General features: G+C 69.4%; 22 protein-coding genes and 1 riboswitch. Of the genes, 8 read left to right on the forward strand and 14 right to left on the reverse strand.

The window, feature by feature from the left end:
• Positions 1-63: 63 nt before the first annotated feature.
• Together QSK17_RS23395 and QSK17_RS23400 are read right to left on the reverse strand one after the other, a co-directional pair.
• The gene (locus QSK17_RS23395) at positions 64-657 is read right to left on the reverse strand and encodes a TetR/AcrR family transcriptional regulator (protein ID WP_285707277.1); all 594 of its coding nucleotides are present in this window, start codon (positions 655-657) and stop codon (positions 64-66) included.
• The gene (locus tag QSK17_RS23400) at positions 654-1,466 is read right to left on the reverse strand and encodes a sugar phosphate isomerase/epimerase family protein (RefSeq protein WP_285707279.1); all 813 of its coding nucleotides are present in this window, start codon (positions 1,464-1,466) and stop codon (positions 654-656) included. The genes QSK17_RS23395 and QSK17_RS23400 overlap by 4 nt, the downstream gene beginning before the upstream one ends.
• Before the next feature lie 80 nt (positions 1,467-1,546).
• Here QSK17_RS23400 and QSK17_RS23405 point away from each other — a divergent pair, with 80 nt between their 5' ends.
• The 5 genes from QSK17_RS23405 (at position 1,547) to disA (ending at position 5,660) form a co-directional block, all read left to right on the forward strand.
• Positions 1,547-2,245 (forward strand): class I SAM-dependent methyltransferase, encoded by a 699-nt coding sequence (locus tag QSK17_RS23405; protein WP_285707280.1) that lies wholly within the window; start codon positions 1,547-1,549, stop codon positions 2,243-2,245.
• Between the two features lie 64 nt (positions 2,246-2,309).
• Positions 2,310-2,690 carry a MerR family transcriptional regulator gene (locus QSK17_RS23410; protein ID WP_285707281.1) on the forward strand — a complete coding sequence of 127 codons (381 nt, stop codon included), beginning with the start codon at positions 2,310-2,312 and terminating at the stop codon, positions 2,688-2,690.
• Entirely contained in the window at positions 2,687-3,001 is a 315-nt protein-coding gene (trxA, locus tag QSK17_RS23415; RefSeq protein WP_285707282.1) for a thioredoxin, read from the forward strand. The genes QSK17_RS23410 and trxA overlap by 4 nt, the downstream gene beginning before the upstream one ends.
• A gap of 86 nt (positions 3,002-3,087) precedes the next feature.
• Positions 3,088-4,515, forward strand: a complete 1,428-nt coding sequence (gene radA, locus QSK17_RS23420; protein ID WP_285707283.1) for a DNA repair protein RadA — start codon at positions 3,088-3,090, stop codon at positions 4,513-4,515.
• A 56-nt stretch (positions 4,516-4,571) separates the two neighbouring features.
• Positions 4,572-5,660, forward strand: a complete 1,089-nt coding sequence (gene disA, locus QSK17_RS23425) for a DNA integrity scanning diadenylate cyclase DisA (RefSeq protein ID WP_285707284.1) — start codon at positions 4,572-4,574, stop codon at positions 5,658-5,660.
• A gap of 19 nt (positions 5,661-5,679) precedes the next feature.
• On the opposite strand, the gene QSK17_RS23430 is transcribed toward disA, so the two are convergent.
• Positions 5,680-6,459 carry a hypothetical protein gene (locus QSK17_RS23430; protein WP_285707286.1) on the reverse strand — a complete coding sequence of 260 codons (780 nt, stop codon included), beginning with the start codon at positions 6,457-6,459 and terminating at the stop codon, positions 5,680-5,682.
• An 83-nt stretch (positions 6,460-6,542) separates the two neighbouring features.
• Between QSK17_RS23430 and QSK17_RS23435 the strand changes: the two genes are divergently transcribed.
• Positions 6,543-7,409, forward strand: a complete 867-nt coding sequence (locus QSK17_RS23435; protein WP_285707287.1) for an iron-sulfur binding domain-containing protein — start codon at positions 6,543-6,545, stop codon at positions 7,407-7,409.
• On the opposite strand, the gene QSK17_RS23440 is transcribed toward QSK17_RS23435, so the two are convergent.
• The 6 genes from QSK17_RS23440 to QSK17_RS23465 form a co-directional block, all read right to left on the reverse strand.
• Complete coding sequence (locus QSK17_RS23440) at positions 7,410-8,345, reverse strand: sugar phosphate isomerase/epimerase family protein (protein WP_285707288.1); 936 nt, start codon at positions 8,343-8,345, stop codon at positions 7,410-7,412.
• Between the two features lie 352 nt (positions 8,346-8,697).
• Positions 8,698-11,202, reverse strand: a complete 2,505-nt coding sequence (locus QSK17_RS23445; RefSeq protein WP_285707289.1) for an ATP-dependent Clp protease ATP-binding subunit — start codon at positions 11,200-11,202, stop codon at positions 8,698-8,700.
• A gap of 268 nt (positions 11,203-11,470) precedes the next feature.
• On the reverse strand, positions 11,471-11,815 hold the full coding sequence (locus QSK17_RS23450; protein ID WP_285707290.1) for a histone-like nucleoid-structuring protein Lsr2: 345 nt from the start codon (positions 11,813-11,815) through the stop codon (positions 11,471-11,473).
• Positions 11,816-12,330: 515 nt separating this feature from the next.
• Positions 12,331-12,927: an RDD family protein gene (locus QSK17_RS23455; RefSeq protein WP_285707291.1), complete on the reverse strand. Its 597-nt coding sequence runs from the start codon at positions 12,925-12,927 to the stop codon at positions 12,331-12,333.
• A gap of 175 nt (positions 12,928-13,102) precedes the next feature.
• A complete protein-coding gene (locus QSK17_RS23460; protein ID WP_285707292.1) occupies positions 13,103-14,476 on the reverse strand; it encodes an RDD family protein in 1,374 nt (457 codons plus the stop codon).
• A gap of 111 nt (positions 14,477-14,587) precedes the next feature.
• Positions 14,588-15,172, reverse strand: coding sequence for an amino-acid N-acetyltransferase (locus QSK17_RS23465; RefSeq protein ID WP_285707293.1), 585 nt, complete (start codon positions 15,170-15,172; stop codon positions 14,588-14,590).
• A gap of 421 nt (positions 15,173-15,593) precedes the next feature.
• Positions 15,594-15,741: riboswitch (cyclic di-AMP (ydaO/yuaA leader) on the forward strand.
• Positions 15,742-15,817: 76 nt separating this feature from the next.
• Between QSK17_RS23465 and QSK17_RS23470 the strand changes: the two genes are divergently transcribed.
• Positions 15,818-16,867 (forward strand): C40 family peptidase, encoded by a 1,050-nt coding sequence (locus QSK17_RS23470; protein WP_285707295.1) that lies wholly within the window; start codon positions 15,818-15,820, stop codon positions 16,865-16,867.
• A gap of 108 nt (positions 16,868-16,975) precedes the next feature.
• Here QSK17_RS23470 and QSK17_RS23475 read toward each other — a convergent pair whose 3' ends face one another.
• The 3 genes from QSK17_RS23475 to lysX all read right to left on the reverse strand — a co-directional run bounded on the left by QSK17_RS23475 (position 16,976) and on the right by lysX (position 19,459).
• Positions 16,976-17,224 (reverse strand): helix-turn-helix domain-containing protein, encoded by a 249-nt coding sequence (locus tag QSK17_RS23475; protein ID WP_285707297.1) that lies wholly within the window; start codon positions 17,222-17,224, stop codon positions 16,976-16,978.
• A gap of 232 nt (positions 17,225-17,456) precedes the next feature.
• Positions 17,457-17,855 carry a winged helix-turn-helix transcriptional regulator gene (locus tag QSK17_RS23480; protein ID WP_285707299.1) on the reverse strand — a complete coding sequence of 133 codons (399 nt, stop codon included), beginning with the start codon at positions 17,853-17,855 and terminating at the stop codon, positions 17,457-17,459.
• Positions 17,856-17,968: 113 nt separating this feature from the next.
• Positions 17,969-19,459, reverse strand: coding sequence for a bifunctional lysylphosphatidylglycerol synthetase/lysine--tRNA ligase LysX (gene lysX, locus QSK17_RS23485; RefSeq protein ID WP_285707300.1), 1,491 nt, complete (start codon positions 19,457-19,459; stop codon positions 17,969-17,971).
• A 142-nt stretch (positions 19,460-19,601) separates the two neighbouring features.
• Here lysX and QSK17_RS23490 point away from each other — a divergent pair, with 142 nt between their 5' ends.
• The gene (locus QSK17_RS23490; protein ID WP_285707301.1) at positions 19,602-19,742 is read left to right on the forward strand and encodes a type II toxin-antitoxin system VapB family antitoxin; all 141 of its coding nucleotides are present in this window, start codon (positions 19,602-19,604) and stop codon (positions 19,740-19,742) included.
• Here QSK17_RS23490 and QSK17_RS23495 read toward each other — a convergent pair.
• Entirely contained in the window at positions 19,721-20,503 is a 783-nt protein-coding gene (locus QSK17_RS23495; RefSeq protein WP_285707302.1) for a type III pantothenate kinase, read from the reverse strand. The genes QSK17_RS23490 and QSK17_RS23495 overlap by 22 nt on opposite strands.
• A gap of 46 nt (positions 20,504-20,549) precedes the next feature.
• Complete coding sequence (locus QSK17_RS23500; RefSeq protein WP_285707303.1) at positions 20,550-23,105, reverse strand: L-aspartate oxidase; 2,556 nt, start codon at positions 23,103-23,105, stop codon at positions 20,550-20,552.
• Positions 23,106-23,119: the final 14 nt, after the last annotated feature.

The raw sequence follows: 23,119 nt of genomic DNA on the forward strand, positions 1-23,119 counted from the left end.
GGCAAAAGTCCAATACGTCCAGCGTCGATATTAGAAGAAAGCTCTAGATCAGGGCGAGCCGGGCTACGCGGTGAGATAACGCTGCAGCGTGGGGGCGAGGATCTCGACCAGTTCCTCCGTGTCCGCCGAGGCGAGGGGTTCCAGTTCGACGATGTACCGCATCATCATCACCCCGAACATCTGGGCGAAGGCCACCTCCATCCTGATGGGTGGGATGGACAGCGTCTGCGCGACCCGGGTCAGGATCGCGTCCGTGATGAACTCACGCAGCATACCCACTGCCTGCTCGTTCACCATCGCGGTGCGCATCAGCGCGACGACCGGCTCGCGGGCCTCCGGCGTGGAGGTCATCGTCAGCAAGAAGCGGACCAGCCGCTCGCCGATCTGCTCACGCGGACCCGCGAGGATCGCCGGGAGCACGTTCGCCGGAATCGCCGGGAACTGCATGGCCGCGACGAAGACGCCCTCCTTCGAGGCGAAGTAATGGTGCACGAGGGCCGGATCGACCCCCGCCTCCGCCGCGATCCCCCGGACCGTCGCCTTGTCGTACCCCTTCTCGGCGAAGACCTTCCGCGCGGCGGCGAGCACCTCACCACGCGTGTCGGCGGTCCCGGGCCGGCGCCCCGGGCGCCTCTTCGGCGCCGCCCGCTCCGTCACCGCTGGCCCGTGGCCGCCAGATGCAGCCGTGCGAATGCCAGCGCCTCCGCGAGATCGTCGATCCGCTCGCTCCGGCTGGACGCCCTGCGCGTGTTGATCTCCAGCACCACGAGGCCGGTGTACCCGTTGCCGGAGAGCCGCTCCAGCATCTGGGCGCACGGCTGGTTGCCCCGTCCGGGCACCAGGTGCTCGTCCTTGTTGGTGGTCCCGACGCCGTCGGCCAGGTGCAGGTGGGCCAGCCGGTCGCCCAGCTTGGCCGCCATCTCCATCGCGTCCGACCCCGAGACGGCGGTGTGCGACAGGTCCAGCGTGACGTTGGGGAAGTCGTAGTCGACCGGGTCCCAGCCCGGCGCGTACGGCACGACCTCGCTGCCACGCGCGCGGAGGGGGAACATGTTCTCCACCGCGAAGACCACGTCCGTCTCCTCGCGCATGCGGGCCAGACCGACCTCGAAGTCCCGCGCGTAGTCCCGCTGCCAGCGGAAGGGCGGGTGGACCACCACTGTCTGCGCGCCCAGGCGCTCGGCCGCGCGTCGCGCGCGCTGCAGCTTCAGCCACGGGTCGCGCCCCCACACCCGCTGGGTGACGAGCAGGCACGGCGCGTGCACGGCCAGGATGGGCATCTGGTAGTGGTCCACCAGCCGCTCCAGGACCTCGACATCCTGGCTGACCGGGTCCTGCCCTACCATGATCTCTACGCCGTCGTATCCCAGGCGCTGCGCCAGCTCGAAGGCGTCCGGCGTCCGCTCGGGGTACACCGACGCCGTAGACAACGCGATCTTCGCATTGGGGACACGGATGGCACTCACTGCTCCAGCCTAAGCCGGGTGGAGACCACGTGCCGCGACGCCACAATGATGCAGCGAAGATCACAACCTATCGTTGACGCATGGCGCACATCCTGACCGGGGCCGTTCCCAGCCCGAACATCTGGAACTCCCCGCAGATCTACGAGCTGGAGAACCGCGCGGTGGACCCCGACGGCGTCGCCGACGCGGCCATGCGCGCGATCCGCCCGTGGGACGGCGCCAACGTGCTCGACATCGGCTGCGGCACCGGGTTCCACCTGCCCGCGCTCGCCGCGACCGCGGCCCGCGTGGTCGGAGTGGAGCCGCACGCCGGCCTCGCGTCCCAGGCCGCCGCCCGCTGCGCCGCCCTGCCCAACGTCAGGGTCCGTACGGCCACCGCGCAGGCGCTCCCGGTGCCCGACTCCTCCGTGGACGTGGCCATCGCCCGCTGGGCCTACTTCTTCGGTCCGGGATGCGAACCGGGGCTGCGGGAGCTGTCGCGGGTCATGCGCCGCGGCGGCACGGCCTTCGTGGTGGACCTGGACGCCACGAGGGGCGCGTTCGGGCGTTGGTTCCGCCAGTCGCTGCCGTCGTACTCCGCCAAGGACGTCGAGGCGTTCTGGTCCCGGCAGGGGTGGCAGCGCCGCGAGCTCGACCTGCGGATGGTCTTCGCGTCCAGGGCCGACCTGGAGAGCGTGCTCCGCATCGAGTTCACGCCCGCAGTCGCCCGCGCCGCGGCCGAGGAGACCGAGGGCCTGGAGCTCCCCTACCCCAACCTCCTGCGCTGGCGGCATTTCTAACCCCCGCGAACTCCTTGACATTGACGCTGGCGTCAAGGCTTACCGTCGGGTTCCGGGAGGGCCGATGCGGATCGGAGAGCTGGCTCGGCGCGCGGGCGTGAGCACCCGGGCGCTGCGCTACTACGAACAACAGGGGCTGATCCAGGCGCGCCGCTCGGCGAACGGATATCGGGACTATGACGAGACCGATCTCCGGCTGGTCGTGGAGATCCGTTCGCTCATGGCGGTGGGATTCACTCTGGAGGACGCCCGGCCGTTCGTGGAGTGCCTGCGCTCCGGGCAGCCTTCGGGGCATGCCTGCGCAGATTCCGTCGCGGTCTACCGGCGCAAGCTGGCCGAGATCGACGCGGAGATCCGCTCGCTGATCGCTCGCAGGTCCGAAGTGGCCGCCCAGCTCGCACTGGCCTGTCCGGGCTGTGTGCTTCCCAAGGGAGGAGAGCCATGATCACCCTGACGGCCGAGACGTTCGACGAGCAGGTGCTGCGGAGCGACAAGCCCGTCCTGGTGGACTTCTGGGCGGAGTGGTGCCCTCCGTGCCGGATGATCGCCCCGATTCTGGAGGAGATCGCCTCCGAGTACGGCGACCGCCTCACCGTGGCCAAGATCAACGCCGACGACCATCCCGAGATCGCACGGCGGTACGGCATCCTCGGCTTCCCGACGCTGAACCTCTACCGCAACGGCGAGGTGGTCCAGCAGATCCGCGGCGCGAAGCCCAAGCGCATGCTGCTGGCCGACCTGTCCGAGCACATCTGACGCGCACATCTGACGCGCACATCTGACACGGCCCCGGGCCTCGGCGTCCGTACGCGATTGTCGGCGCGGGCCGATAGCGTGCCCCCGTGGCGACGAAGCAGAGAGTGTCCTACCGGTGCGGCGAGTGCGGGTGGACCACCGCCAAGTGGGTGGGGCGCTGTGGCGAGTGCCAGGCGTGGGGCACGGTCGAGGAGGCCGGCGCCCGGCAGGGCGCCAGCGTGGTCAAGCCCGGAGCCGTGTCCGCGCCGGCCGTCCCGATCGGCGAGGTCAAGGCCGAGGTGGCGCACGCCCGCCCGACCGGCGTCGGTGAGCTCGACCGGGTCCTGGGCGGCGGCCTGGTGCCGGGAGCGGTCGTCCTGCTCGCCGGTGAGCCCGGCATCGGCAAGTCCACGCTGCTGCTGGAGGCCGCCGCCCGCACCGCGGGCCACGAGACCGTCCTCTACGTCACCGGAGAGGAGTCGGCCGCCCAGGTTCGCATGCGCGCGGACCGCATCGGCGCGATCGAGCCCCGGCTCTACCTCGCCGCGGAGACCGACCTGTCAGCCCTGGTGACGCACGTCGAGAAGGTCCAGCCGCGGCTCCTCATCGTGGACTCGGTGCAGACCATCGGCTCCGCCGACACCACCGGGGTGCCCGGCGGCGTCACCCAGGTGAGAGAGGTCGCGGGCAACCTCGTCCGGCTGGCCAAGGAGCGCGGCATGTCCACGGTGCTCGTCGGCCACGTGACCAAGGACGGCACGATCGCCGGTCCCCGCGTGCTGGAGCACCTCGTCGACGTCGTGCTCCACTTCGAGGGTGACCGCAACTCCCGGCTCCGCATGGTCCGCGCGGTGAAGAACAGGTTCGGCCCCATCGAGGAGGTCGGCTGCTTCGACCTGCACGAGCGCGGCATCACCGGGATCACCGACCCCAGCGGGCTGTTCCTCTCGCGGCACGCCGAGCCGGTGCCGGGCACCTGCGTCACGGTCACCATCGAGGGCACCCGCCCGATCCCCGCCGAGGTGCAGGCCCTCGTGGGGCCCACCGAGGCGCCGCAGCCCCGGCGGACCTCGTCCGGCCTCGACTCCTACCGCGTGGCGATGGTGCTCGCGGTGATGGAGCGGCGCCTGCAGGCCAAGATCGGCAAATGCGACGTGTTCACCGCGACCGTGGGCGGCATCCGGCTCACGGACCCCGCCGTCGATCTGGCCCTGATGCTCTCCGTGGTCAGCGCGGCCGCCGACCAGGCGCTGCCCGCCGGCCTGGTGGTGTTGGGCGAGGTCGGTCTCGCCGGAGAGCTGCGCCCCGTCCGTGACGTACGCCGCCGGCTCGCGGAGGCCGCCCGGCTCGGCTTCACCCGGGCTCTGGTGCCCAAGGGCTCCCTTGAGGACGAGGCGCCCAAGCTGGAGCGTTCGCCGTCGCGGGGTCATCTCGTCGCCGTCCGCGAGCCCACGCTCCGCACCACGAGCTTCGCTCCGGGCTTCGAGGTCACCGAGGCGGAATTCGTCTGGGACGCTCTCTCACATGTCCGGTGACGGCGGGCCCCCGCCGGTAAACTGGGCGAGGTAATGCGTCCGACCGCGGGGGTCACGTGCCACACGACGACAAGGGATCTGACGAGCGGCGCAGGGCGATTCTCGCCGCCGTAGCCCCTGGCACCGCGCTGCGTGAGGGCCTGGAGCGGGTGCTCCGCGGCCACACCGGGGGTCTCATCGTTCTCGGTTACGACCGCACCGTCGAGGAGATCTGCACCGGCGGTTTCGAGCTCGACGTCGAGTTCGCCGCGACGCGGCTGCGCGAACTCGCCAAGATGGACGGCGCGATCGTGCTCAACAGCGGCGACCTACGGATCGTCCGCGCCGCCGTTCATCTCGTGCCCGACCCCAGCATCCCGACCGACGAGTCCGGCACCCGCCACCGCACCGCCCAGCGAGTGGCCCGGCAGACGTCCTTCCCCGTCATCGCGATCAGCAAGTCGATGCGGATGATCGCGCTCTACCTCGACGGCATCCGCTACGTGCTGGAGGAGTCCGCGGCGATCCTCTCCAAGGCCAACCAGGCGCTGGCGACGCTGGAGCGCTACAAGATGCGGCTGGACGAGGTGTCCGGCACGCTGTCCGCCCTGGAGATCGAGGACCTGGTCACCGTCCGCGAGGTGGTGACGGTGGTCCAGCGCCTGGAGATGGTCCGCCGCATCGCGGGCGAGATCGAGGGGTACGTCGTGGAGCTCGGCACCGACGGCCGGCTCCTCTCGCTCCAGCTCGACGAGCTGGTCGCCGGAGTGGACGCCGACCGCGAGCTGATCGTCCGCGACTACCTGCCCGACTCGGCCCTTGAACGGTCCGGCGGCTTCACCAAGCACCTGCGCGCGCTAGACGGGCTCTCCTCCACCGACCTGCTCGACCCGTCGAAGGTCGCCCATGTGCTCGGCTACGCCGGCGCGGGCGCGCTGGACGGGCCGGTCAGCCCGCGCGGCTTCCGGCTGCTGGCCAAGGTGCCGCGGCTGCCCGGCACGATCGTGGACCGGCTCGTCGAGCACTTCGGCGGCCTGCAGAAACTCCTGGCCGCCAGCATCGACGATCTCCAGTCCGTGGGCGGCGTCGGCGAGACCCGGGCCCGCAGCGTCCGCGAGGGGCTGTCCCGCCTCGCCGAGTCCTCGCTGCTGGAGCGCTACATCTGAGCCCCGCAGGCGGGCGAGGTCAGCGCAGGTAGAAGACCGTCTTCGAGCTCTGCAGCCCGTCCGCGTGCGTCCAGGCGACGTACGTGCCCGGCAGTGCGGCGGCCCGCTTCACCGCGCAGTCGGCCCCCGAACGGTGCCGATCCCATCGGATCGTCCGCACGTACGGCACGCCGCGCTTGAGCATCTGGATGTCCGTGCCTTCGCCGCTGACGCAGTCGGCCGTGGACCACACCCGGTCGTTGCCGGAGACGATGCGCGTCTCCAGCATCCGCGGCCCCACGTCCACTGTGCAGTCCACGCGGCCGGTGCTCACGATGGTCATCAGGAACGTCGGCTCGGCGCTCCCGGCGTAGGTCTGCTGGCCCCCGCGCAGGCTGAGCACGAGGTCCTTGGGATCGCAGGCGTCTCCGGGACGGCGCGGCGCCGCGGCCTTCGCCTCCTTGGCGTCCTTCGCGTCCTTCGCGGCCTTCGCGTCGCCGCCGTTCTTGCCGTCCTTGGCATCCTTGCCGTCCTTCGCCTCCTTGGCCGTGGACGGCGACGCGGCGGGCGAGGCGGAGTCTCCGCTCCCTGAGGCCGACGGCGAGGCGAGGGGCGACGGGAGCGAGACGACCAGCGCGTCCGGCCCGGGCGTGGCGCCCTTGGCGGCTCCGGTGTCCGTCTGCCTCCCCGAAGCGCTCGTGCATGCCCAGGCCACGACCGCCACCACGACGAGAACGCCGGTGAGCACCGCCATTCGACGGCGCCAGTAGACGTCCGTCCCCTCGATGCCAATGTCGCTACGGAACGTGTCCGGATCCATACGTTCAGTATGGTGAGTCATTGGGCGCGAAGGGGAACGGCTCGCCGAGGGTGACGCCACCGGACCACCGATAGGGTCGGCAGGTGTCCATCTCACTGCGCGAGCCCATCCTCGACTGGTACGCCGAGCACAACCGGGACCTGCCGTGGCGGCGCCCGGAGGCGACCCCCTGGGGCATCCTCGTCAGCGAGATCATGCTCCAGCAGACCCCCGTCGTCAGGGTGCTGCCGGTGTGGAACGAGTGGATGGAGCGCTGGCCCACCCCTGAGGCACTCGCCGCGGAGCCCGCCGGCGAGGCCGTACGCCACTGGGGCCGCCTCGGATACCCGCGCCGGGCGCTGAATCTGCACGCGTGCGCCCGGGCCATCACGGCGGACCACGGCGGCCGGGTGCCCGACGCCTATGACGAGCTGAGGACGCTGCCCGGCATCGGGGACTACACCGCCGCCGCGGTGGCGAGCTTCGCCTACGGACACAGCCACGCCGTCCTGGACACCAACGTCCGGCGGGTGCTGGCCCGGGCCGTAGGCGGCGAGGAGTATCCGCCGAAGGCCACCACGTCGGCCGAGCGCAAGCTGGCCGAGTCGCTTCTCCCCGCCGTCGGCGCGCCGCGCTGGGCGGTCGCGGTGATGGAGCTGGGGGCGCTGGTCTGCACCGCGCGTTCCCCGCGCTGTGAAGGCTGCCCCGTCGCGTCACAGTGCGCCTGGCGCCTCGCCGGGCGCCCCGCCCACGATGGCCCCGTACGGCGCGGCCAGACCTACGCGGGCACCGACCGGCAGTGCAGGGGACGACTGCTCGCCGTTCTGCGGGACGCGCACGGACCGGTGCCCAAAGAGGCGCTGGACGTGGTCTGGGCAGACCACGTCCAGCGTGAGAGGGCTCTGGACGGCCTTCTGGACGACGGGCTGGCCGAAGTCCTCGCCGACGGGACCTACCGGCTGCCCGGTTGATCAGGCCGCGAGCTTGAGTCCGAGGGCGGTCAGGTTCCTGCGGGTCCAGTCGAGCTCGTCGGCCAGCCGCGCCACCAGCGCCGCCGGGCCCTTCGACTTCGGCGCGCTCCAGTCGTGCACCTCGACCTCGACGTGGGCGCTGCCGCTCACGGCGCCGGACAGGATCGCGTTGAGCGTGCCCTCGATCACAGGCTGGGTGCTCGGGATCTCCTGGCCGTGATTGTGCACATGGCCGAGCTTCACCACGGGCGCGCCCGTCTGCGCGAGACCACGCAGCGCGGCGCCGGTCTCCTCGTCGCCGGAGGACAGGTGGCAGGCGTCAAGGCACACGCCGAGGTGCTCGGAGTCGATGCCGCCGACGCGCCGCAGGGCCTGCTCGGTGGTCTCCAGCACGCAGCCCGGCCACGGCTCGAAGCCGACCCGGATCGTCTTGCCCGTGACGCTGTAGAGGCCGCGCAGCTCGCGCGAGAGCCGCTCCAGCCGCCGCGAGGCGATCGAGTGCAGGTCGGCGGGCCAGTCACGGCGCCAGCCGATCGGGATCGTGGAGATGCTGCCGAACCTGACGTCATCCGGAAGGAGGAACGAGAGGATCTTGGCCAGCGCCATGGTGTACCGGTACCGCTCGGGCTTCGCCCAGTCCGGTCCGGGAACCTCCTGGTTGCGCCCGCCGGTGCCGTTGAGGCTGACGACCTCCAGGCCGCGCTCCTCGAGCGAGCGGCGCAGCCGTACCAACTCTATGCGGTCGGCGACCAGGTGGTCGGCGACCGCGGGGGCGAGCCAGAGGCACACTCCGAGCCGGTCGACGCCCAGCTTCCTGCGCACCGGCACCGCGTAGCGGGTGAGGTGCGCGATCAGGTTCTCCAGGTCCTCGGCGGGATGTACTCCCGTGTTGTAGGCCAGATGAACGAGCGTCCCGTCGTCGTGCAACAGGCGCATCAGGTCCCTCCAAGGCTTGTCCGCTTTCCCGACCCCATTGGCCCACGCGGTCTGTCCTGACCACATGGGACGGGAGTCCCCTCCCTGCCGGGAATCCGGCCCGGGCCACCGAGCTTGCCCCGGTGCTTCCGGTTACCGCGTCCGCCCCGCGGCTGATCTCTCGGTACGCCGCAGGGCTGATTTCGGGCCCGCCGTGTCTCCGGCGGGCGCTCTACGCAGTGTAGTACTACATCGAGTGGCGGCATAGCCGGGTATCACAGAAAGCAGGAACCCCGCGTGAGTGCTGTCTCACGCGGGGTCCCCATCAGCGGAACGCCGGATCGGCCCAGTGCCGGACCGGCTCAGTATCGGTTCAGTGCTGGATCGGCTCCACGATCGACGCGGCAGAGTCCGGCACCTCGGGGCTCTTGGTCGCACCGGTGAAGGTGAACTTCGCCGTGTCGCCCTCGCCCTCGATGTCGATCTTGACGATCTGGCCCGGGCGCAGGTCGCCATACAGGATCTTCTCGGAGAGAATGTCCTCCAGCTCGCGCTGGATCGTACGGCGCAGCGGACGGGCGCCCATCACCGGGTCGTAGCCGCGGTCGGCGAGCAGCTTCTTGGCGGCGTCGCTGAGCTCCAGGCCCATGTCGCGGTCCTTGAGCCGCTCGTCCACCTGGGCGAGCATCAGGTCGACGATCTGGATGATCTCCTTCGGCGTGAGCTGGTGGAAGACCACGATGTCGTCGACGCGGTTCAGGAACTCGGGCCGGAAGTGCTGCTTGAGCTCCTCCTGGACCTTGGACTTCATCCGCTCGTAGTTGCTCTCGACGTCGTTGGACTTCGCGAAGCCCACCCCGATGCCCTTGGAGATGTCCCGGGTGCCGAGGTTGGTCGTCATGATGATGACGGTGTTCTTGAAGTCCACCACGCGGCCCTGGGCGTCGGTCAGACGACCGTCCTCCAGGATCTGCAGCAGCGAGTTGAAGATGTCCGGGTGGGCCTTCTCGATCTCGTCGAACAGGACCACCGAGAACGGCTTGCGCCGCACCTTCTCGGTGAGCTGGCCGCCCTCCTCGTACCCGACGTAGCCGGGCGGGGAGCCGAACAGCCGCGAGACGGTGTGCTTCTCCATGAACTCGGACATGTCGAGCATGATCAGCGCGTCCTCGTCCCCGAACAGGAACTCGGCCAGCGCCTTGGACAGCTCCGTCTTACCGACACCGGACGGGCCGGCGAAGATGAACGAGCCACCCGGACGGCGCGGGTCCTTCAGACCGGCGCGGGTGCGGCGGATGGACCGGGACAGACCCTTGATCGCGTCGTCCTGGCCGATGATCCGCTTGTGGAGCTCGTCCTCCATGCGGAGCAGCCGCTGGGACTCCTCCTCGGTCAGCTTGAAGACCGGGATGCCGGTGGCGGTCGCGAGAACCTCGGCGATGAGCTCCTCGGTGACCTCGGCCACGACGTCCATGTCGCCGGCCTTCCACTCCTTCTCCCGGCGCTCGCGCTTGAGCTGGAGCTGCTTCTCCTGGTCGCGCAGCGCGGCGGCCTTCTCGAAGTCCTGCGCGTCGATCGCGGACTCCTTCTCGCGCCGCACGTTGGCGATCTTCTCGTCGTACTCACGCAGGTCCGGCGGAGCGGTCATCCGGCGGATGCGCATCCGCGAGCCGGCCTCGTCGATCAGGTCGATCGCCTTGTCCGGCAGGAACCGGTCGCTGATGTACCGGTCGGCCAGCGTGGCGGCGGCGACGAGCGCGCCGTCGGTGATGGACACCCGGTGGTGCGCCTCGTAGCGGTCCCGCAGACCCTTGAGGATCTCGATGGTGTGGCTGAGGCTGGGCTCGGCGACCTGGATCGGCTGGAAGCGCCGCTCCAGGGCGGCGTCCTTCTCCAGGTGCTTGCGGTACTCGTCCAGCGTGGTGGCGCCGATGGTCTGCAGCTCACCACGGGCCAGCATCGGCTTGAGGATGCTGGCGGCGTCGATGGCGCCCTCGGCCGCGCCCGCACCGACCAGCGTGTGCAGCTCGTCGATGAACAGGATGATGTCGCCGCGGGTGCGGATCTCCTTCAGCACCTTCTTCAGGCGCTCCTCGAAGTCACCCCGGTAACGCGAACCCGCGACCAGCGCACCCAGGTCCAGGGTGTAGAGCTGCTTGTCCTTGAGCGTCTCGGGAACCTCGCCCTTGACGATCTTCTGGGACAGGCCCTCGACGACGGCGGTCTTGCCGACGCCGGGCTCACCCACGAGAACCGGGTTGTTCTTGGTCCTCCGGGAGAGGACCTGCATGACCCGCTCGATCTCCTTCTCCCGGCCGATGACCGGGTCGAGCTTGCCCTCACGGGCGGCCTGGGTCAGGTTGCGGCCAAACTGGTCCAGCACAAGGGACGTGGACGGCGCGGCCTCCTGCGGCCCCCCGGCTGCCGCGGGCTCCTTGCCCTGGTAACCGTGGAGCAACTGGATGACCTGCTGCCGCACTCGGTTGAGGTCGGCCCCCAGCTTCACCAGCACCTGGGCCGCCACGCCCTCACCCTCGCGGATGAGGCCGAGCAGGATGTGCTCGGTGCCGATGTAGTTGTGGCCGAGTTGCAGGGCCTCGCGGAGCGACAGCTCAAGGACCTTCTTGGCGCGCGGGGTGAAAGGAATGTGCCCCGAAGGCGCAGACTGGCCCTGGCCGATGATCTCCTCGACCTGCTGGCGCACACCTTCAAGACTGATGCCCAGGCTCTCCAGGGCCTTGGCGGCAACGCCTTCTCCCTCATGGATCAAGCCAAGAAGAATGTGCTCAGTACCGATGTAGTTGTGGTTGAGCATCCGGGCCTCTTCCTGGGCCAGGACGACAACCCGCCGCGCACGGTCGGTGAACCTCTCGAACATCTCGTCGCTCCTCACAGAGCGGTCAGGCGGACCCGGGATATCCGGCCCGTCCTTCCGCATGGTAGCCCCGACCCGGCAACCGCTCCTATCAGAGGGGACGTTCCCCGGGAACAGGGCGTTCACCCTTCATCCAACTACCTGCCGGGGGTGAGGTGTTCCCGATACGCCGCAAGCGAACGAGGTTTAGGGAAGTGCAAACAGAATCGTGCGGCCCCACCGAAGGTCGTAACATCCGACGACCGGTTTGACCGCACGATCAAAAGGGCCCTTAGTGGGCGGCCTCGTACGCGTCAACGATCGAGGCGGCAATGCGGCCACGCTCGCTGACCGGGTGCCCGTGCGCCTTGGCCCAGGCACGGATCTCCGCGCTCTTCTCGCGGGTCATCGCCCGCTGCGCACCAGCGGCGGCACCACGACGACGACCACGCGTCGGAGCGGGCTCCGCGTGCCGCGCGCCGCCGACGAAAGGCGAGAGCGCCTCACGCAGCTTCTTCGCGTTCCCATCGCTGAGATCAATCTCATAAGACTTGCCATCAAGCGCGAAGATGACCGTCTCATTGGCCTCGCCGCCATCGAGATCGTCGATGAGAATCACCTGCGTGTGCTTGGCCATACGGCAATCCTTTCGCAGAGCATTGTTTGATTCGTCAGCCAAACATATACCCGGTTCGGACGGCTGACAATTCAACTTTCAGCTCGTCCTCAGGAACTCGTGTTGTCCTTGTCACGCCGTTCGGGTGCGGTCCGAAGGCCGGCCGCCTCGGAACGCACCAACTTAACCACGGCGTAGACGACCGCACCGCCGACAACTACGACGGGTATCAAGGCGGACAATACCTCTGTCATTCGTCCTCGCTCGTGCCGGGGGTGTCTTTCTCGGCACCCAGGATTTTCGGGCCCCTGGCGCGGCGCACCGCCTGCTACCCTCACGGAGTCCCTGACCTGACGATAGCCCCACGTGGCGCCCGGTGCGCTCCCGGGGGCGGCCGGTGGCGACGGAGCGAATCCATGTCTCTCCAGCCGCCTTACCGGATGCATAGAAATCGTACCCATGAATGACAAGTGGGGCGGTCCGCGACGGGGCCGCCCCACTGTTTTGACCGGACGCCGGTCAAGTTGTTCCAGAGATCAACGAGGCGCCTTCACCACCACAGTTCCGGCGACCTTGTCGTGCAGGCCCTGCTGCAGGGGCTTGTCGACGAGGATGAACACGCCCGTCACGAAGGCGAAAAGGCCGGCCAGGAGTCCGACCAGCGGAATGCCGTAGAGCACCAGGACGCCTGGATACAGCGCCGAGCGCCGCATCACGACCGAGGAATCCAGCGGTGCGCCGCCCAGCGCGACCACCTGGATCTTCATGATCTTCTTTCCGATGGTCTGGCCATCCTTGGAGTGCAGCACGTAATCGTAGGCCGTGAACGCACCATAGGCGATCAGGGCCGAGAGGAAGCCGCCGAGAAAGGTGCCGCCGCCCCCCACGACGATGACCATGGTGAGAATCAGGTACACGACGCCGAAGATGACGCCGTCGATGATTCGCGCGACCAGCCGCTCCCACCATTCGGCGAGCGGGGCCGGAACACCGGGCGGAAGGGGAGCACCCTGCGGCGCCCCATATGCGCCCTGTGTCGCTCCATAAGCTCCGGGCGGTGGGTAGGCGCCGGGCGGCGGGGGCGGCGGAGCCGAGCCATACGGATTCTGGCCGGGGGGCGGTTCCGCGGTCATTGAGTCACCTCTCACGTGTGAGGACATGCGTGCCCAACCATCGCAGGCACGATCCCGACTGTTACCGCTTTTTCTCCCCCATTTGGACACAGTTCCAATCCCGGTCACGCGCCCACGAAAACGGGACCGATGGATCGTTGCATCGGTCCCGTTTCCCGGCATTACCCGGTCTCGATTATTTGATCTTGACGACGACGGTGCCGGCCGCCTTGTCGTGCAGGGCCTGCCACAACGGCCGGTCCCACAGCAGCCAGAGCGTGTTCAGCAGCGAGAAGATGTTGAGCAGCCATCCGACGATCGGAATCCAGCGGAGGAACTGCGGCCCGAACAGGACTCCGGCCCGCTTACCCGCCACGTCCGTGGCGAGGCCGCCGGAGGGGAGGACGTCGCCGACGGGGACGACCTTGATGCCCATGACGATCTTGCCGACCGTCTGGCCGCGCTGCTTGAGCATCATGAACTCGTACGCGGTCATGATCGCGGCACCGACGAGCACGATGAGCACGCCCGCGAGGAAGAGGCCGCTCGCAGTCGTGGAGGCGCCCGTCCTCGGGTCGAAGCTGGCGTTGGTGACGATGAGCGCCGTGAGAACACTCGAGACGATGGCGTAGGGGATACCGATGATCACGAGGTCGACCAGGCGGGCCACCAGGCGCTGCCACCACTCCGCGAGCGGGGCGGGAGCACCCGGCGGGATCGCCCCGGCGCCCTGTCCGCCGTACGGCTGACCGTATCCCTGCTGACCGTATCCCTGCTGGCCGTATCCCTGCTGGCCGTATCCGGGCTGGCCGTAGCCCTGCTGGGGCTGCTGCGGGTAACCGGGCTGCTGCTGGCCATAGCCCTGCTGCCCGTAGCCCGGCTGCTGCCCGTAGCCCGGCTGCTGCCCGTAGCCCGGCTGCTGCGCGTAGCCCTGCTGGCCGTAACCCTGCTGGGGCTGCTGACCATAGCCCTGCTGGCCGTATCCGGGCTGCTGGCCGTATTGCTGCTCCTGGCCGTATCCGGGCTGCTGGCCGTACCCCTGAGGCTGGCCGAAGGCGCCCGTGCCGGGCTGCTGGCCATAGCCCTGCTGGGGCTGCTGCTCCTGGCCGTAACCGGGCTGTGCCTGCTGGCCGTAACCGGGCTGCTGGCCGTACCCCTGAGGCTGGCCGAAGGCGCCCGTGCCGGGCTGCTGGCCATAGCCCTGCTGGGGCTGCTGCTCCTGGCCGTAACCGGGCTGCGCCTGCTGGCCGTAACCGGGCTGCTGGCCGTACCCCTGAGGCTGGCCGAAGGCACCCGTGCCGGGCTGCTGGCCATAGCCCTGCTGGGGCTGCTGCGGATAACCGGGCTGCTGCTGGCCGTAGACCTGCTGATCGTGCTGCTGACCGTATCCGTAGGCCTGCTGGGGCCCTGTCGGCTGGGACGGGTTCAGGGACGGGTTGCGGTAGGTGACGACCGTGACATCAGGGTCGTACTGCTGGGCTGGATTGTCCGCACCCTGTTCACGGTCCGAAGGCGGCGGTGGGGTGCCGTCCGGAGCGTCCTGGGGGTACGGCGGCTGTCCGGAGCTCACCGTTTCACCTCGTTTCGGGTTCGCATGCGGCAATCGTCATGCGCATGCCGATATGGCCAAAGTAGCGACAGGCGTATCAACAGTCACCTTTCCGGACAGTAGCCGCCACGGTCAGGATCGGGGTTGGAGATGCAACAGCATGCGGGTGTTGCCGAGCGTATTCGGCTTGACGTGCTCGAGTTCGAGGAACTCGGCGACCCCTTCGTCATAGGAGGCGAGCAGCTCGGCGTACACCTCCGGAGAGACCGGAGTCCCGTGGATGGGAACGAAGCCGTGCCTCCCGAAGAACGTGACCTCGAATGTCAGGCAGAAGACCCGGCGCACGCCCAGCTCGCGGGCCGCGTCGATGAGAGCACCGACGATGCGATGTCCGACGCCCATCCCCCGTGCGGCGGGATCGACCGCCACCGTGCGGATCTCCGCCAGGTCCTCCCACAGCACGTGCAGCGCCCCGCAGCCGACGACCGTCCCGTCGACCTCGGCGACCCAGAACTCCTGGACGTCCTCGTAGAGGGTGACGGTGGTCTTCTTCAGCAGCCGCGGCCCGACGCCGCAGTACGCGTCGACAAAGCGGCGGATGGCACGGACGTCGGGGGTCCTGGCCCTGCGCACGTCCACGGCTGGGCACACGTCCACGGTCCGGGGCGCGCGCTCGCCGCTCTCGGCTTCCGAGGGCCGGCCCGCAACCTGCTCCATGGATCGCCAGCCTAGTCGGCACGTGGCGCGTACGAGCGCGCGACAAGGCCCCCTCACCACACCGTTCACCACCGCGCGGAGAGAACGCCGAGTAACGGTCATGCCAAAACCCGGGAGCCGTCGGTGCGTGTCACCGTGGGTATCCGTTCGCGCACATTCCGCTCTCACCCTACGCACGTTCCGGGAATTTCCGCTTTTGCGAACTCCAGAGACTGCGATGACCTGCTACGGGACCGGTCAGCGCCAGGTAAACGCGGGGTAATGGGCGTTCCGGCCCTCTATCATACGTGACCGGGCCGTGATCATTCGGTTGTGCAACCTAGACGGAATCCGGAGTTCTGGTTGAGCAGGAACCCCGGGTGCACTAGTGTCCAGCGACGATGCCGGTCATCGCGGTAAGGCGCGGCGACCGGACCGCCGAGTCCCCAAAGCGCCCGTGCCGAGGGGAGCCGGGGAACCAACTGCGGAGATCCGGGGTCAAACCCAGGTCATCAAGGGGTGAATCCGAAAGGTAGGGCTACTCCGGCCCGAACCCGTCAGCTAACCCGGTAGGCGGCCAGAGTGCCGGACAGATGCCGCCGTCGCCCTCGGGAGCGGCGCGGCGCGGGAATCCGCCTGCCGGGCACGCGTAGGAGAGGAGCTTTGGTGCGCATCTCTGGAGGACGCTCCGCGGGCAGGCACGCTCGCGGACGGCGGCGCCGCGCCCGGTCTTCCACCGGCGGCCCGATCCGCAGGTTCGCGTTGTTCGGCGTCGCCCTCGTCTCGATCGGCTTCGGCGCCCCCGTCACGTCCGCGACCGCCGACCCGGGGCCCAGCCTCAAGCAGCTGACCGCCGAGGTCGAGCGTCTCTACACCGAGATCGAGACCCTCACCGAGGAATACAACGGCGCCCGGGTCAAGCTCAAGGAGGCCCAGCGGTCGGCCGATCTCGCGAAGAAGACCCTCGCCAAGAGCGAGACCGAGCTGGAGACCCGGCGCAGGACGGCGAGCTTCCTCGCGCAGAACTCCTACATGACCGGCGGCTTCGGCTCCGCGTTCGCGCTGATGGGCACGGACGACCCCGATTCCTACCTCGACCGGGCGTCCACGACCTACGCGCTCCAGATGCAGCAGGGCGAGGAGGTCGCCCAGGTGGCCAAGGCCATGGAGGCGGCCGAGCGGGCCAGGACCAGCGCGAATGCCCGCCAGAAGGAAGTGAAGGACCTGCTCGCCGGACTCGACGTGCAGCGCGACAAGATCCGCAAGCTGGTCAAGAAGTCCGAGAGCGACCTCTACAGCAGGGTCGCCGGAAGCGTCACCACGGGCCGCGCGGCCACGCGGCTGGCCTTCCCCATCATCGGTGACGGCAAGGCCGCCGAGGCGGCGCGCTGGGCCCTTTCGCAGCAGCTCAAGCCGTACGTCTGGGGCGCCGACGGCCCGAGCTCCTACGACTGCTCAGGCCTCGTCATGGCGGCCTACCAGCGGGTCGGGATCAGTCTGCCCCACTACACAGGCTCCCAGTGGTCGGCCGGCACGCACATCGACCCCAAGGACATGCGCCCCGGTGACCTGGTCTTCTTCTACAACGACCTGCACCACGTGGGGCTCTACATCGGCGGCGGCTACATGGTCCACGCGCCCCGCACGGGCGACGTCGTCCGGGTCGCCTCGCTGGCCAACCGGCCGATCGTCGGAGCCGTACGGATCGCGGACTGACGGTCCCGCTCGTCGGCCGTGGATCAGCCGTGGATCAGGGCTCAGGTCAGGCGTGGACTGTCCCCGGATCAGCCGTGGACAGTCCTCGGGTCAGCCGTGGATCAGGGCTCAGATCAGGCGGCGCCTTGCCGCCCACGCGACCGCCTCGATGGCGGTCGCGACGCCGATCCGGTCACAGATGCCCCGCAGCCGGCGCCGGACGGTGCGACCGCTCACGTCGAGACGGCGCCCCACCTTGTCGACGGTGCCCCCCTTGGCCAGCTCGGCCAGCAATCTCAGATCGTCATCGCTGAGACCGGCGCGGTCGCATTCCGACGCGGGGCTCTCGCCTCGGGAAACCACATCGGAAAGCGTCATCGTCAGCCCTCCCCCACCAGGATGAATTTTCGGCTCGCCCTGGGAAGGTAAACACTTTGTTCAAAAATCGTCAAGTTCGGACCCTCGTTGGCCATTGACATCTGGTACGGCAAACCGGGCAAGTATCGCGATTGAGGCATCACCTTTAACTCGCATTTCTAGGAGAACGCGGGAAATCGGTTGCCCGCCAGTCCCGGAAAGCCAGAACTTCTCCGGCGCACGAAGCGCGCGTTCAAAGCGCGGCGTCATAGGCGATGCGGGCGGCCTCGACCTCTTCCACGTGGATCTCGGCCCACTCTTTGACGGCGTACATCAACGGCATGAGGGTCCAGCCGAGGGGGGTCAGCTCATAGTCCACCCGGACGGGCACGGTCGGGGTGACCCTCCGGGACACCAAGCCGTCACGCTCCATCATGCGCAGCGTCTGCGTGAGCATCTTCTGGCTCACCCCGGCGACGGCCCGCGCGATGTCGCTGTACCGCAGGGGGCCGTCGGCGAGGGCGCTGAGCGCGAGGCTGACCCACTTGTCGCTGAGTCGGTCGAGAAGCTTGCGCGAGGGGCAGGACGCGACGTACGCGTCGTACTCCTGCTTGGCCTCCTGACGCCGCTGATCCGTCGAGAGTGTCGCCATTTACAGTCCTTGAGGGGGCTTACATACTTTTGGGGATCTTCTTACCAAAAGAGAGTAACTCTTCGTCGGTTGGGCAACACACTCTCCGGCCGGCCCCCGGCCACCGGCCTCACTCACCCGCGCGGCCTGACCAGCGGGAACAGGATCGTCTCGCGGATGCTCCTGCCGGTGAACGCCATGATCATGCGGTCGATCCCGGCGCCCACCCCGCCTGTCGGCGGCATGCCGTACTCCAGGGCGCGCAGGAAGTCCTCGTCGAGCTGCATGGCCTCGGGATCGCCGCCGGCGGCGAGGACGGACTGCTCGGTGAGGCGGCGGCGCTGCTCGACCGGGTCGACGAGCTCCGAGTAGGCGGTGCCCAACTCGGTGCCGAACCCGATGAGGTCCCACTTCTCCGTCAGCAGCGGATCGTTTCGGTGCCGGCGAGCGAGCGGCGACGTCTCCAGCGGGTAGTCCATGACGAAGGTCGGCTGGATCAGCGTGTGCTCGACCAGCGCCTCGAAGATCTCCTGGACGAGCTTTCCCTGTCCCCATCCGGAGTCCCAGTCGACCCGCCGCCGATCCGCATATTTCCGGACCTGTTCCAGCGGGGTCTTCGTGGTGACCTCCTCGCCCAGGGCGGCCGACACCGAGCCGTAGAGCGTGATCCGCGGCCACTCGGGCCGGCCCAGGTCGATCTCCTCGCCCCTGTGGACGACCACCGTCGTCCCCAGTGCGGCCACGACCGCCTTCTGGTACATCCGCCGGGTCAGGTCCGCCATGTCGTTGTAGTCGAGGTACGTGCCGTACGCCTCCAGCATGGTGAACTCGGGGTTGTGCGTGGCGTCCACGCCCTCGTTCCGGAAGTTCCGGTTGATCTCGAAGACCTTTTCCAGGCCGCCGACCACCAGCCGCTTGAGGTAGAGCTCGATCGCGATGCGCAGGTAGAGGTCCATGTCGTACGCGTTGATGTGCGTGCGGAACGGCCGCGCCGCCGCGCCGCCGTGGATCGGCTGCAGCATCGGCGTCTCGACCTCGAGGTAGCCCTCGTCGTGCCAGAAGTCCCGGACGGCCCGCACCGTGGCGCTGCGGATCCGCGCCATCCGCCTGGCCTCGTCGTTGACGATCAGATCGACGTAGCGGAACCGCACCCGCGACTCGGGGTCGGTGAGCCCGGCGTGCTTCTCGGGCAGCGGGCGAAGGCACTTGGACGTGATCTGCCAGCGTTCCGCCATGACGGACAGCTCGCCCCTGCGCGAGGTGACGACCTCGCCCTCGACGCCGACGTGGTCGCCGAGATCGACGTCGCGCTTCCACGCGGCCAGGGACTCCTCACCGAGCCGGTCGAGCGACAGCATGATCTGGAGGTCGCCGGTGCCGTCCCTGATCGTGGCGAAGCACAGCTTGCCGCCGATCCGCGACAGCATCACCCGGCCGGCGACGCCCACCCGGTCACCGGTCGCGGCTCCGGGACCGAGATCGGCGTACTTCTCCCGAACCTCCGCGACGGTGGCGGTGCGCGGGAAGTTCACCGGGTAGGGATCGATGCCCTCGGCCCGGAGCCGGGCCAGCTTCTCTCGCCGGACCCGCGTCTGCTCGGACACCCCGTTGAGGTCGTCGCTCACAGTCAAAAGGCTATCGACCGTGCTCCAGACCGCACTCCAGACCGTGCTCCGGATCGTGTCCCGCCGATCCGGTACGGCTACGCGCCGCGAAAACACGTGCGCGTTTAGTGACGAATGCTCTAATGTGGGGCAGGTGATACGAATGTCGATCGACGTGGACGATGAGCTGCTCGCCGACGTCATGCGTCAACTGCCCGAGATGTCCACCGAAGAGGTCGTCGACCACGCCCTGCGGCGCCTGATCTATCCCAGCCTCGTCCGTCAGCCGGTGTTCCGCGCGTAGATCAGCCGCAGGCCGATCAGCGTGAGCCACGGCTCGTGCACGTCGATCGTGCGCGCCTCGCTGACCACGAGAGGGGCGCCGGTGCCGGTGGCGACCACCGTGACCTCCTCCCGGTCGGCGGCCAGCTCCGCCGCCATGCGCTCGACGATGCCGTCGACCAGCCCGGCGAAGCCGTACACGATGCCCGACTGGAGCGCCTCCACGGCGTTCTTGGCGATGACGGACCGGGGACGGATCAGCTCGACCTTGTGCAGCTGGGCCCCGGCCGAGGCGAGGGCGTCCACGGAGATCTCCACACCGGGCGCGGTCACCGCCCCGATGTACTCCCCGCGGGCGGACACCGCGTCGAACGACGTCGCGGTGCCGAAGTCGACGATCACGCACGGCCCGCCGTACAGCGTGGTGGCGGCGAGCGCGTTGACGATGCGGTCGCTGCCGACCTCCTTGGGGTTGTCCATCCGGACCGGCACGCCGGTCCGCACGCCGGGCTCGACGACCACGGCGGTGACGTCCCCGAAGTAGCGGCGGGACATGTCGCGCATCTCGTTCAGCACCGACGGCACCGTCGAGCAGATGGCGATGCCGCTGATGTCGGCGTCCTTGAGCAGCGGCGACTGGCTGAGCAGTCCCTGGAGGATCACGGCTATCTCGTCCGCGGTGCGCCGGGGGTCGGTGGCGATCCGCCAGTGCTCGATGACCTCTTCACCTTCGAACAGGCCAAGCACCGTGTGGGTGTTGCTGACATCGATGGTGAGCAGCATGCCCTGATTATGCACTCTGTCGATCAATCCCTCACCATGGCCTCGTTCAGCGCCCGCCGGGCCGGTCCGCGTCGCGCAGGTCCAGGGCGATGTCCAGCGCGGGCGCGGAATGCGTCAGGCCGCCCACGGCGAGGTAGTCCACGCCGGTCCGCGCCACGGCGGCCGCGGTGTCCAGGGTCAGCCCGCCGCTGGACTCCAGCCGCGCCCGGCCGTCGACCAGACGTACGGCCTCGGCCAGCCGCTCCACCGTGAAGTTGTCGAGGAGGATCTCCTCGGCTCCCTCCGCCAGCACGGGCTCGATCTGGTCGATCCGGTCCACCTCGACCTCGATCGGCAGGTCGGGGCAGGCCTGCCGTACGGCGCGGTAGGCCTCGGCGACCCCGCCCGCGGCGACGACGTGGTTGTCCTTGATCAGCGCGGCGTCGTACAGGCCCATGCGGTGGTTGACCCCGCCGCCGCAGCGTACGGCGTACTTCTCCAGGACGCGCAGGCCGGGCAGGGTCTTGCGGCTGTCGCGGATCCGCGCCTTCGTCCCGGCGACGGCGTCCACCCACCGCCGCGTCAGCGTGGCGATGCCGGACAGGTGGGTGAGGAAGTTCAGCGCGGTGCGTTCGAGCGTGAGCAGGTCCGTCGTCAGGCCGCGCACGGTCATGAGGACGTCGCCGCGGCTCACCCGGTCGCCGTCCTTGGCGTGCCGTTCGACGACGACCAGGCCCGGGGCCTGGCGGAACACGGCCTCCGCGACGGCCAGACCCGCCACCACGCCGTCCGCGCGCGCGACGACGTCGGCGACGGCGGTCTGGTCGGCGGGGATGGTGTGGACCGAGGTGACGTCCCGCAGGCCGGCGAGGTCCTCGGCGAGGGCCTCGGTCACCAGCGCGAGAAGGCGCGCCGGGTCGATGCCGACCTCCGCGAGCTCGGCGGACAGCTCCTCCGGGAGCTCCGTAGGCCGGTACCCGGGCCGCTCCTCGTGGGGCGCGTGCCGCATGAACAGTCCTTCCTCTTCCAGGGTGATGTCGATGTGGAGCCGCCAGTTCAGGTCGTCGCGGGCGGGGTGGTCCTCGCGCCAGTGCGACCCCCGGGTCTCCCGCCGCTCGGCGGCCGCGCCCGACAGCGCGCACGCGACGGTCAGGAGGTTGGTCGCCTCCCAGGACTCCGTGCACGGCTCGACCGCGATCGGGGTCCACATGGCGCCCGACAGCGCCCGGGACACGTCGATCAGGCTCTGCTCACTGCGCAGCACGCCGGCGCCGCGGCTCATGTGGTTCTGGATCCTGGGCCGGGTACGCGGATCGACCAGTCCCTCCGGCCGGCCGTCGTCGACCGGCTCGCCCGGCTCCGCCGGGTACGCCACCAGGTCGGAGGCGATCCGCTCGGCGAAGACCAGCCCTTCGAGGAGGGAGTTGGACGCGAGGCGGTTCGCCCCGTGGACGCCGGTGCACGCGACCTCTCCGCAGGCGTACAGGCCGGGGACGCTGGTCCGGCCGCGCAGGTCGGTGCGGATGCCGCCGCTCGCGTAGTGGGCCGCGGGGGCGACCGGGATCGGCTCGGTCACCGGGTCGATGCCGTGCTCGCGGCAGACGGCCAGGATCGTGGGGAACCGAGCCCGCCACTTCTCCTCGCCGAAGTGCCGCGCGTCCAGGTGGACGTGGTCCGCGCCGGTCTCGTGCATCTTCCGGGTGATGGCCTTGGCCACGACGTCCCTCGGCGCGAGGTCCGCGAGCTCGTGCACGCCGCGCATGAAGCGCTCGCCCTCGGCGTCGATCAGCACCGCCCCCTCACCGCGTACGGCCTCGGAGACGAGGGGCTGCTGGCCGGTCGAGTCCTCGCCCAGCCACAGGACCGTGGGGTGGAACTGGACGAACTCGATGTCCCTGACGACGGCCCCGGCGCGCAGCGCGAGGGCGACGCCGTCACCGGTGGACACGACGGGGTTGGTGGTGGAGGCGTAGACCTGGCCCATGCCGCCGCTCGCCAGGACGACGGCGTTCGCCCGCGCGGCGCCGACGCCGTCACGCGCGCCCTCGCCCATGACGTGCAGCGTCACGCCGCAGGCGCGGCCGTCGCCGTCCTTGAGCAGGTCGAGCGCGAGGGCGTGCTCGATGACCTCGATGCGCGGTTCGGCCGCGGCGGCCGCCATGAGGGCGCGCTGGACCTCGGCGCCGGTGGCGTCGCCACCCGCGTGGACGATGCGGTTGCGCCGGTGGCCTCCCTCGCGGGTGAGCTGGAGTTCGCCGCCCTCGTCGCGGTCGAAGCGGGCGCCGTGATCCATCAGCCGCCGCAGCGCGTCCGGCCCCTCGGTGACGAGGGCGTGTACCGCCTCCTCGTCGCACAGGCCGACACCGGCGACAAGCGTGTCCCTGAGGTGCTCGCCCGGGGTGTCCTCCGGGTCGAGCACGGCCGCGATGCCGCCCTGGGCCCAGCGGGTGGACCCGGCCGACAGCGTGTCCTTGGTGACGACCAGCGCCTTCCCCCTGGGGGAGAGCTCGGTGTAGCGGAGCGCCACGGTCAGCCCCGCGATGCCGGAGCCGATCACGACGATATCGGCATGGACCGTCCAGCCGGGGGCGGGCGCCGTGAGCCTTCTCGGAATCGCCACCATCGGGGGCTCCCCTT

The organism is Microtetraspora sp. NBRC 16547 (assembly GCF_030268965.1).
In the GTDB taxonomy this organism is placed as follows: Bacteria; Actinomycetota; Actinomycetes; order Streptosporangiales; family Streptosporangiaceae; genus Microtetraspora.